Genomic DNA, 10,012 nt, shown 5'->3' on the forward strand with positions numbered 1-10,012 from the left:
GTCATGCTGCCACACGGGCGGGCGGTACGGCGGGAACGACGGGAACGACGGGGGCGGACGGCACCGCCGGGGCGGTCGGGGCTGCGGGGGCCATAGGAGCAGCGGAGGCGATCGGGGCTGCGGGGCCGGCGGAGCCCGAGGACGCGGCGGCCCCCGCGGCGACGGCGCCGCCCGTCGGAGCCGGGGGCGTCCGGGTGAGCAGGAGCACGCCGCGCGCCGCCGCGAGGGCGCCCGCCGCCGCCAGCAGTACTCCCGCCGCTCCGCCTTGGAGGCGTTCGCCGAGCAGCACCATGCCGATGGCGGCGGCCGCGAGGGGGTTGGCCAGGTTCACGACGGCGAGCGGGGCACCGAGCCCGCCGCGGTAGGCGCGCTGGGACAGCAGCATCCCGCCGACGGCGAACACCACGACGAGCAGGGCCACCGAGACGACGCGGACGCTGAGCAGCGCGCCCCCGCGGCCGCCCGCCACGGCGACGGTCTGGGTCAGGGCGGAGGCCGCCGCGGAGGCGAGTCCGGAAGCCGTCGCGTGCCGCAGACCCGAGCGCGGGTCCCGCGCGGCGGTCAGCAGCAGGATCACGGCGGCCGTGGCGCCGGAGACGGCGAACGCCTCGGCCAGGCTGAGGGTGTCGTCGGGGGCCGGACCGGAGGCGGGCAGCAGCAGCAGGCCGAGCCCGGCGACGGTGGCCAGCGTGCCCCGCCACTCGGTGGCCGCCACCCGGCGCCCGGCGCCGCGCGCGCCCAGCGGAACGGCCGCCACCAGGGTGAGCGCGCCGAGCGGCTGGACCAGGGTGAGCGGGCCGTACCGCAGGGCCGCCGCGTGCAGCAGCGCCGCGGCGGCGTTCAGCCCGGCCGACCACCACCACGCGGCGTTGCCGAACAGCTCCTTGGCGGTACGGGCCTCGGCGGCGCGGGCGAGCCGCTCCTGCGCGACGGCGGCGGCCGCGTACGTCACGGCGGAGGCAAGGCAGAGCCCGACGGCGAGGGCGGTGGCGTTCACCGCCCCGCTCCCACGGCGGCACGCTTGCCGCGCGGGCGCGGCGGGCGGCGTACGGGGACGGCTCCGGAGGCGGGGGGCCCGCCCGGGCCGGCACCGGACACACCGGCACCGGCGCCTTCCACGACGGAGGTGTCGGAAGCCTCGGAGGCTGTGCAGACTCCGGGGACCTCGGACACTTCGGGGGCTCCGGCGCTGCCGGTGTCCGCGCCCGGCGTCGGACCCGGCGTGCCCGGTCGGGGGATCAGCAGCAGCGCCGCCCCCAGCAGCACGGTCGCCACGATCGCGTCGAGCCAGTAGTGGTTGGCGGTGCCGACGACCACGAGCAGGGTCACCAGCGGATGGAGCAGCCACAGCACCCGCAGCCGGGAGCGGGTGGCGGCCATCATGCCGAGCGCGAGCATCAGCGCCCAGCCGAAGTGCAGCGAGGGCATCGCCGCGAACTGGTTGGCCATGGTGTCGGCGGCGGGCGCGGCCCGGTAGACGGTGGGGCCGTAGACCTGCCCGGTGTCGACGAGGTGCGCCGCGCCCAGCATCCGCGGGGGCGCCAGCGGGAAGGCGAGGTGGAGGGCGAGGGCGGCTCCGGTGAGGATGACGAGGACCCGGCGCGCCCAGAGGTAGTGGGCGGGGCGGCGCGCGTAGAGCCAGACCAGGAACAGCACCGTCGCGGGGAAGTGGACGCCCGCGTAGTAGGTGTTCGCGGTGCGCACGAGGGTCTCCCCGTGCAGCAGCAGCCCCTGCACCAGTCCCTCCCCCGGGAGGTGCAGGACGCGCTCGGCGTCCCAGATCCACCCGGCGTTGCGGAAGGCCGCGTCGGTGCGGCCGGTCGAGAGCGTCCGGCCCGCCTTGTAGACGGTGAACAGGCCGGCGACGAGCAGCAGCTCGCGTATGAGGCGGCGGCGCGCGGCTCTCGGTCCGGCTGCCGGCCCGGCAGGTGTGGTGTGGGAGGTCATCCCCCGGTCTCGCTTCCTGTTTGCGCGCACATCGACACGCCAGTGTATCGATACATTCGCGTATCGATACGCCGGTGTACCGATACGCTCGCGTTCCCGTACACTCCGAACAGGAACGTGCCACCGAAGCGCCCCCCAGGAGAGCCGCAGCCCATGACGTCGACGCCGGTCACCGCGCGCCGCTCCAAGATCAGCCCGGAGCGGGAGCAGGAGTTCTACGACGCCGTACTGGACCAGCTGCGCGAGGACGGCTACGAGGCCCTCACCATGGAGGGCATCGCCGCCCGGGCCAGCTGCGGAAAGTCCACGCTGTACCGGCAGTGGAAGACCAAGCCCCAGCTCGTCGCCGCCGCCCTGCGGGCCGGCCGGCAGGGCACGCTGGTCGCGGTGGACACCGGGTCACTGGCGGGCGACCTGCGCGAGGCGGCTCGGATCGCGGGCTGCACCTCGGGGCGGGACACCCGGCTGATGCAGGCCCTGGGGCACGCCGTACTGAGCGACGAGGAGCTCCAGGCCGCCCTGCGCGAGGCGCTGGTCGGGCCGGAACTGGCCGCCTTCGACGTGATGGTGGCCCGGGGCGTGGCGCGGGGCGAGATCACCGCCGACCACCCGGCCGTGGAGTTCCTGCCGGCGCAGTTGATGGGCGTGCTCCGCATCCGGCCGGTGCTGGAGGGCCGGTACGCCGACGCCGAGTACCTCGTCCGCTTCGTCGACGCGGTCCTGCTGCCCGCCCTGGGTCTGACCCCGACCGGCTCGCCGGACGGTCCGACCCCCTGATACCGGTGGCCCGCCGGCTCGATGACCGGACGGCGGACCGCCCGCGCTGCCTCGTGGGGACGGCGGCAGCGCGCCACCCGGACCGGGCGGCGGGCACTCCCGAGCGGAGTGGCCGCCGCCCGATCCGCGCGGACGCCACCCCCGGCCCGTGACGGCACCCCCTCCCCCTTCCCCTGCCGGCCCCGTACGCCGGACCGCCCGGGGACCGGTCGCCTCGGGCGGGCACGCCTCGGGCGCGGCCGGTGATCGCGCGCCGGGCCCAGTGGGCCGCGGCGCGGAGGCACTCGTCGAGGTACATCTCACCGTCGCGCGTGGAGTCGTTCGCCGGAATGCGGCGGCGGCGGCCGATCACCGACTCCACGGCGGGCAGCGCCGGCCGTGCGGCCGGGCCGATCCGGCCGAGCCCGGCCAGGTACCACTCCCCGAAGCCGTACGCGCGCAACGGCGGGGTCATCACGGCGAGCACGCGGGGCAGTTCGGCGGGCCCCGCGTGCCGGAGCCGGTCCAGTGCCCCTTCCCAGCGCTCCCCCGGCCCGTCGACGTGGCGGGCGGCCGCCTCGGCGTCGTGGAGCAGGGCGGCGTCGAGGAAGGGCCACCGCGCGGCCGGGGACCGCTCAAGCTCGGCCAGCCGGGCGAGGAAGCGTACGGCGGGCTGCGCTGCGGGTCGGAGCCGAGGCGTACGAACCACGGGCCGGCCGCCACGGCCAGGCGGGCGCGCAGCGCCGGTTCCGTCCAGCGGTGCAGGGCGCTCGCCGCCCGGTCGGTGGCACCGGTCAGCCACAGGCCGCGGGCCGCTTCGAGGCGGACCCGGGGGTCCGGGTCCGCGAGGCGGGCCTCGATGGCGTCCAGCCCGTCGGGCCAGGCGCCGGGGGCCGCGTACGTGCCGGTGGACGAGCCGGTGGACGAGCCCGCGCACGAGCTCCCGGAGTGGCTCCCCAGAAGGGCCACCGCCCGGAGCCGTACGGCGGGATCGGCGGACCGGGCCGCCTCCGGCAGACGGCGGACGGCCGGGCCCCACGGTCGGCCGTGACGTCCTCGAACAGCCGCCCGCGGGCGGCCCCGTACTCCCCCGCCGAACCGTCGGCCGGAGCGGATTCGAACCAGTCGGCCGGCGCCGTCAGCGGACGGCGCCCATGATGCGGATGAACTCCTCGGGGTCGGTGTCGAAGCCGTGCAGCCGCGCGGTCAGCGACCACCCGCCCGAACCGTCCCGGGTGAACTCGCCCACGGTGGCCGCGGTGGCCGTCGCGATGGAGTCGAAGTCGGTCGCCGCCAGGTCGGTGTGCCCCTCGCGTATGCGGACTCCCGCGCCCTCTATGTCGGCGAAGGTCTTCCGGGCGTCGCCTTCGCCCGCCCGCTGGATGACCACGCCCACCACGACCCGGCGCAACTCCGCCGCCATCCTGTCGAGTTCGAGGGTCATGACCTCGTCGAACCCGAAGCCCTGGCCGGTGTGGCTGTCCCGGTTCAGGGTGATGGTGCCGTCGGGGGACCTGCTGCCGAAGTGGACCAGATGGACGGGGGTGCCGTGCGGGTCCGCCGCGCCGTAGACCGCGACGACTATGTCCAGGTCGTTCGCCGGTGTGCCGGCCCGACTCGGGTCCCACCGCAGTGCGACCTCTACTTTGGCCAGGCCCTTGCGTACACCGGTCACCGAACTCCCCCTTCGTTTGCCGGGATCTGCCCGGCCATCGTGCCACGCGGCCCGGGCGGCGGGCCGGGCGACCGTACGATCCCGGCCGCGGGCCCGCCGACCGGAGGCGTCACCAGTTGCCGTCCTGCACGGGTTTGCCCGGCCGGGGGGCGTTTCCGAGCGGCTTGATCTGGCCGGGAACCGGCTCGGACCAGGGGGTGTGGTCGTCTCCCAGCCACTCCCCCACCGGCTTGACCCGCCCCAGGGGTCCGGCTGGCGCGAGGTCGGCTCCGGACTCGTCGTAGTAATCGAACCAGGGCAGGCCGGCCTGCGTGTAGGCGGCCCGGTCGACGGGTGAGGGCGGCGCCTCTTCCCCGGTGATCCGGCGCCACGCGGGCGGGGTCACCAGGTGGACGAAGACCCGGGCCGCCGACTCCTCGTCCCAGTCGGACAGCGGCCGGTCGTCCCGGTAGACCTCCTGGCGCATGGAGCCGCCGGCGCCGAGCCCCATCGCGGGGGCGGGGGCCGCCGCGGCCCGCGCGGGCGCCGATCCGGGCGGGGGGAAGCCGCCCGGGGCCGCCGCCATCGGCGGGGGCATCGCGCCCCCGTACCCGGCGGGCGCTCCCGGGCCCGTGCCGTACCGCGGGGAGGGAGCCCGCAGGCGCGCCCGCTGCTCCCGCAGCTGCTCCTCCTGCGCCCGGCGCCACGCGGCGAGCGGGGCCGCACCCAGGGAGAACGCCTGGAGCTGTACTCCGCCCGTCGTCTCCTCGCCGGTGACCTGTCCCTCGACGGTGGCGCCCAGCCCCAGCGGTACGGCGACGAACTGGCGCACGGTGCCCTCGCCCGAGTTGATCCCGTCCAGCCACGGCTGGCGCGGCAGCACCACGTAGTTCTGCGGGGTGCGGGCGGGCCGCCCCGTCCAGCGCTCGCCGGAGACGGCGCACACCTTGCCGACGCCGACCTGGAGGGCGGCGGGCTCCCGGGTCCCCCCGAAGCTGAGCCACATCGCCTCGCGCAGGTAGACGGGCAGCATCACGCCGCCCTTCGCCAGCCACTCCGGCGGCACCGTGTCCGGATGGTCCTCGACCCGGCGCAGCGGGAAGTCACCGAGACCCGGGGGCAGCGCGTGCGTCCCCGTCTCGGGCAGCCGCAGGGTCCGGACGAACCGGATCCGCACCCCCTCGCCCAGCAGCAGCGTGCTTCCGTCGATGCGTACCGAACCTGCTCCCATGCCCACCCCTTTATCCCGCTCCGGACGGTTTCAGCCGGAGATTCGGCGGCCGATCCGGATCGTTATCCTCAAGTTTTACTCAGATCTAGTGACGCTGCGGCCATAGCCTTCCTAGCTTCCTCGTACACGTGTCACGACGTCCCCCCACGTCCCCGCGGTTCCACGTACGCCGGCGATCCCCGCGCACGTTCCGCGTTCCGAGGAAAGAGTGCAGCATGAAGGTTCCCCAGGTCGGCGCGGTCTCCGCAGTGATCGCCCTCGTCCTGACCACCTCCGGATGCGGTGGCGACGAAGAGACCAAGGGGATCTCCATCGGCATCAAGTTCGACCAGCCGGGCATCGGGCTGCGCGAGGCCGACGGATCGTTCACCGGCTTCGACGTGGACGTCGCCACCTACGTGGCGAAGCGGCTCGGCTACAGCGCGGACCGGATCGAGTTCAAGCAGGTCTTCAGCAACGACCGCGAGCTGCTGCTCCAGTACAACGAGGTCGACTTCGTCGCCGCCAGCTACTCGATCAACGCCAAGCGCAAGGAGAAGGTCGACTTCGCCGGCCCGTACTTCGTCGCGCACCAGGACCTGCTCGTACGCGCCACCGACAACAGCATCACGAAGGCGGAGGACCTCAACAGCAAGAGGCTCTGCTCCGTGACGGGATCCACCTCGGCGGAGAACATCAGGACCAGCCTGGCGCCGAAGGCGAGCATCCTGGAACTCCCCGGATACTCCGAGTGCCTCGTCGCCCTCCAGGAGAACCAGGCCGACGCCATGACCACGGACAACGCCATCCTGGCCGGGTACGTGGCGCGCAAGGGCAACGAGGGCAAGTTCAAGCTGGCGGGCCAGAGCCTGAGCAACGAGAACTATGGCATCGGCGTCAAGAAGGGCGACAAGGAACTCCAGTCCAAGATCAACGACGCGCTGCGCAAGATGGTCGAGGACGGCTCCTGGGACCGCGCCGTGAAGAAGAACTTCGGGCCCGCGAACTTCAAGTACGACCCCGCCCCGCAGGTCACGACGGGCAGCTGACGCACGGCGGCACCGACGGCACGGCGGCGGCGGGCGGCGGTGCACCCCTCCGGCGCGGGCGGCGTAGTGCTCCAGGCAGTCGCGCAGCAGCGGATCGAGCCCGGACGGGTCGCCGCCGTTGACCACGTTCCACAGCCGGCTCTCGATCCGGAAGCGGTGGACGAACTCCTCGAACGAGGGCGCGCACCAGAGCACGGCGGTCCGCTGCTCCTCGGTGTCGCCGAGGTGGGAGTGCACGACCAGGTCGCGCACCAGGCCCGCCATTCGAATGGTTCGCACCGGCTCCAGCCTCGCACCCGGCTCTGACGACCGGTCCGGTGCGCGGAGGGGCGGCCACCCCGGCGGGAGCACTGACTTTCCGCGTGCCGGACACATGGTTTTCACCTGATCAGCACATGACAATGCGAGCCTCGCTCTGCCACCTGACACCCCGCCAACCGCAAGGGCGGGGACGGTGCGTGTTGGAGAGGACCCCCACGTCATGAGATTCTCCCGCCTGACTCCCGCGGCCGCCGGCCTCGCGGCGGTCGCCCTGCTGGCCGTACCGGCCACCGCCACGGCCGGACAGGAGCGGACGGCGGCTCCCCACGCCGTCGTGACCGGTTCCGCCGCGATCGAGCCGTACTACGCGGCCGCGGAGGGCAAGACCGGAGCCGCGTTGAAGGCCGCCCTGCACACCATCATCAAGTCCCAGTCGAAGGTGAACTACGACGGCGTGTGGAACGCCCTGAAGGTGACCGACCAGGACCCGGCGAACCCGAACAACGTCATCCTGCTCTACTCCGGCCGCTCCCAGTCCAAGTCCACCAACGGCGGTGGGGCCAACGACTGGAACCGCGAGCACGTCTGGGCCAAGAGCCACGGCGACTTCGGCACCGCCACCGGCCCGGGCACCGACCTGCACCACCTGCGCCCCGAGGACGTCACCGTCAACAGCACCCGCGGCAACAAGGACTTCGACAAGGGCGGCAGCCCCGTCGGTGAGGCTCCGGGCAGCCTCACCGACTCCGACTCCTTCGAGCCGCGCGACGCCGTCAAGGGCGACGTGGCGCGGATGCTGCTCTACATGGCGGTCCGCTACGAAGGCGGCGACGGCTTCGCGAACCTCGAAATGAACGACAAGGTCAACAACGGCTCCGCCCCGGCCATGGGCCGGATCAGCGTCCTGAAGCAGTGGAGCCAGCTGGACCCGCCGGACGCCTTCGAGAAGCGCCGCAACCAGGTCATATTCGACAGCTACCAGCACAACCGGAACCCGTTCATCGACCACCCGGAGTGGGTCGCCTCCATCTGGTGACGCCACCGCGCGGGGTTGGACCGCGCCAGGACGGGTATTCGCCGGTCAGAGGCCACCGACCGCACCCCGCGGCCGGTGGCCGAGCCGACGGAGGTACGTCGCCATGGACGGAGCCGGACTCTCGGATCGCGAGCAGCGCGCCTTCTCCGCGATCGAAGCCCAACTCAGGCAGGACCGCTCCCTCGAACGGGTACTGCGCTCGACCCCCCGACGCCATCGCATCGCGGTGTCCTGCCTGCTGGGCGCGGTGACGGCCGCCCTGTTCGTGGCTGCCTCGGTCACCGTGTCGCAGCCCCTGATCTGGGCGTTCGCGGCCACCTGGACGCTGACGGTGGTGACGGCGCTGCCGCTGCTCGGCCAGTGGGTCCTCCGACGCTGGCAGGGCCGGGACCGCACGGTCCGCCGAAGCCTCGACGACCACGTGTAGGGCGCGACTGCGCGCAGGGCGCGACCGGTGCAGGGGACGACCGCGGGGGGGCGACCGTGAGGTCCGGCGTCACCGGACCCGGTCGGTCAGGGCCTTGAACTCGGCCCAGGACCGCTGGGGCTGACGCTCGTCCCACACCTTCTGGGAGAGTGCGGCCAGGGGCGTCCGGATGCCTTCCGCCACCTGCGCCTGGGTCTGGGCGTTCGCCAGGTCGCTCCAGACGGCGAGCCGGGCTCCGAGTATCTGTGCCCCGTACCGGGCGGGCACGGCGGTGGTGCCGCGGAGCACCAGCGGGGTCCACTCCTCGTAGATGCGCCGGCCGGTCGGGTAGGTGAACCGGTTCGGCTCGCCGAGGACGTAGTACAGGTACTCGTCGTTCAGGTTGACCACCTTGCGGCCCTCGCGCAGGTACTCCAGCGGCGGGCGGGCGCCGAGTTCCCTGCCGGTCCAGTACTCGACCTGGAGGTCCTCGGCGGCCTTGGCGACTCCGCCGGAGAAGAAGCCGTCGTTCCAGGCCTTGAGCGCCTTGCCGGACGGACGGACCACGTCCGCGCGGTCGTTGAGCCAGCCCGTCGCGAGGTCCTGGACGCGCGCCGTGGGCCCGTACCGTTCCCGGGCGGCGGCGGCGAGCCGCGGGAAGGATGCCTGCGGGTCGCGGACGACGAGGGCCTGGTACTCGTCGGCTCCCAGGTGCCAGGCGCCGCCGGGGAACAGCGGAAGGTACTCGCGGAGCAGTTCGTCGATGAGCTTGGCCGCGGCGGGGTTGGATATGTCCACCGCGCCCTTGACCGCCTTGCCCTGTATGTCGCGCAGTTGCAGGTCCGGGTGGGCGCGCAGCACCGCGCCGAGATGTCCGGGAGAGTCGATCTCCGGGACGACGGTGATGTGCCGGCTCGCTGCGAGCGCGGTGATCCGGCGGACGTCCGCCTTGGTCAGGTGCGGCGTGGAGACGATCTCGGGATGGCTCTCGGACTCGATGCGGAAGGCCTGGTCGTCGGAGAAGTGCAGGCCGAGCTGGTTGAGTTTGAGGTCGCCCATCTCGCGGATCCGGTCCTCGATCCAGGCCGGGGTGAAGTTCTTGCGCGCGATGTCGAGGTTCAGGCCGCGCTGCGGGCGGGCCGGGGCGTCGCGCACCGTGCCCTCCGGGGCGGAGCCCGCCGTCTTGACGGCCTGCTTGAGGGTGCGGGTGCCGTAGAAGACGCCGGCCTCGTCGCGGGCGGTGATCCCGGCCCGGCCGTCCTTGACGGTGAGGGTGTACGACTCGGGCGTCTCGGAGGCCCCGGCGTCCAGGGACAGCTGTACGTCGCCGGGGCCCGCGTCCTGCGCCTCGGCGAAACCCATGCCCAGTTCGCCCGCGAGCAGCTTGCCCTCGTCGGTGAGTGCCGAGGCGTCGTCCGCGCCGACGATCACGCGGCCGCTGATGGCGGGCTTCCAGCCGGGGCCCCGGGCCGGGACGTGCTCCCGTACGGCGGGGACGGTGCTCGGGGCCGTCGACAGCGGGTACGGCGACGGTGTGGGGGCCGGGGTCGGGTCGGCCGCACCGGGGGTCGCGGCCCGGGCCGACGCCGTGGTGCCGGTTCCGGGGGTGGGGGCTGCCGCGGGGGCCTCGCCGGAGGCCGCGGTACAGCTCGGGACGGCGAGGGTGACCAGCGCGGCGACCGTTGCCGTCGCG

General features: G+C 73.8%; 11 protein-coding genes. 5 read left to right on the forward strand and 6 right to left on the reverse strand.

Going from position 1 to position 10,012, the window contains the following annotated elements; translation table 11 throughout:
• Nucleotide 1 precedes the first annotated feature (1 nt).
• Both ABT106_RS17720 and ABT106_RS17725 read right to left on the reverse strand, forming a co-directional pair.
• A complete protein-coding gene (locus tag ABT106_RS17720) occupies nucleotides 2-997 on the reverse strand; it encodes a hypothetical protein (RefSeq protein WP_351278017.1) in 996 nt (331 codons plus the stop codon).
• Nucleotides 994-1,947: a phosphatase PAP2 family protein gene (locus tag ABT106_RS17725; RefSeq protein ID WP_351278019.1), complete on the reverse strand. Its 954-nt coding sequence runs from the start codon at nucleotides 1,945-1,947 to the stop codon at nucleotides 994-996. The genes ABT106_RS17720 and ABT106_RS17725 overlap by 4 nt, the downstream gene beginning before the upstream one ends.
• A 153-nt stretch (nucleotides 1,948-2,100) precedes the next feature.
• Here ABT106_RS17725 and ABT106_RS17730 point away from each other — a divergent pair, with 153 nt between their 5' ends.
• Entirely contained in the window at nucleotides 2,101-2,724 is a 624-nt protein-coding gene (locus ABT106_RS17730; protein ID WP_351278022.1) for a TetR/AcrR family transcriptional regulator, read from the forward strand.
• 453 nt (nucleotides 2,725-3,177) lie between these two features.
• Here ABT106_RS17730 and ABT106_RS17735 read toward each other — a convergent pair whose 3' ends face one another.
• From ABT106_RS17735 to ABT106_RS17745, 3 genes are all read right to left on the reverse strand, one after another.
• Nucleotides 3,178-3,672, reverse strand: coding sequence for a HEAT repeat domain-containing protein (locus tag ABT106_RS17735; RefSeq protein ID WP_351278025.1), 495 nt, complete (start codon nucleotides 3,670-3,672; stop codon nucleotides 3,178-3,180).
• Nucleotides 3,673-3,841: 169 nt separating this feature from the next.
• Nucleotides 3,842-4,378 (reverse strand): TerD family protein, encoded by a 537-nt coding sequence (locus ABT106_RS17740; protein ID WP_351278028.1) that lies wholly within the window; start codon nucleotides 4,376-4,378, stop codon nucleotides 3,842-3,844.
• Nucleotides 4,379-4,487: 109 nt separating this feature from the next.
• Nucleotides 4,488-5,588 carry a hypothetical protein gene (locus tag ABT106_RS17745; protein WP_351278030.1) on the reverse strand — a complete coding sequence of 367 codons (1,101 nt, stop codon included), beginning with the start codon at nucleotides 5,586-5,588 and terminating at the stop codon, nucleotides 4,488-4,490.
• A gap of 215 nt (nucleotides 5,589-5,803) precedes the next feature.
• Between ABT106_RS17745 and ABT106_RS17750 the strand changes: the two genes are divergently transcribed.
• The 4 genes from ABT106_RS17750 (at nucleotide 5,804) to ABT106_RS17765 (ending at nucleotide 8,340) form a co-directional block, all read left to right on the forward strand.
• A complete protein-coding gene (locus ABT106_RS17750) occupies nucleotides 5,804-6,616 on the forward strand; it encodes a glutamate ABC transporter substrate-binding protein (RefSeq protein WP_351278033.1) in 813 nt (270 codons plus the stop codon).
• Between the two features lie 66 nt (nucleotides 6,617-6,682).
• Entirely contained in the window at nucleotides 6,683-6,922 is a 240-nt protein-coding gene (locus tag ABT106_RS17755) for a hypothetical protein (protein ID WP_351278035.1), read from the forward strand.
• Nucleotides 6,923-7,097: 175 nt separating this feature from the next.
• Nucleotides 7,098-7,913 (forward strand): endonuclease I family protein, encoded by an 816-nt coding sequence (locus tag ABT106_RS17760; protein ID WP_351278038.1) that lies wholly within the window; start codon nucleotides 7,098-7,100, stop codon nucleotides 7,911-7,913.
• A 103-nt stretch (nucleotides 7,914-8,016) separates the two neighbouring features.
• Nucleotides 8,017-8,340, forward strand: coding sequence for a DUF3040 domain-containing protein (locus tag ABT106_RS17765; RefSeq protein ID WP_351278040.1), 324 nt, complete (start codon nucleotides 8,017-8,019; stop codon nucleotides 8,338-8,340).
• Nucleotides 8,341-8,409: 69 nt separating this feature from the next.
• Here ABT106_RS17765 and ABT106_RS17770 read toward each other — a convergent pair.
• Nucleotides 8,410-10,012: beta-N-acetylhexosaminidase (locus tag ABT106_RS17770; protein WP_502979409.1), on the reverse strand; the 1,603-nt coding region annotated here is incomplete at its 5' end.

The sequence above is a fragment of the Streptomyces sp. NPDC002044 genome, assembly GCF_040296725.1.
In the GTDB taxonomy this organism is placed as follows: Bacteria; Actinomycetota; Actinomycetes; order Streptomycetales; family Streptomycetaceae; genus Streptomyces; species Streptomyces antarcticus.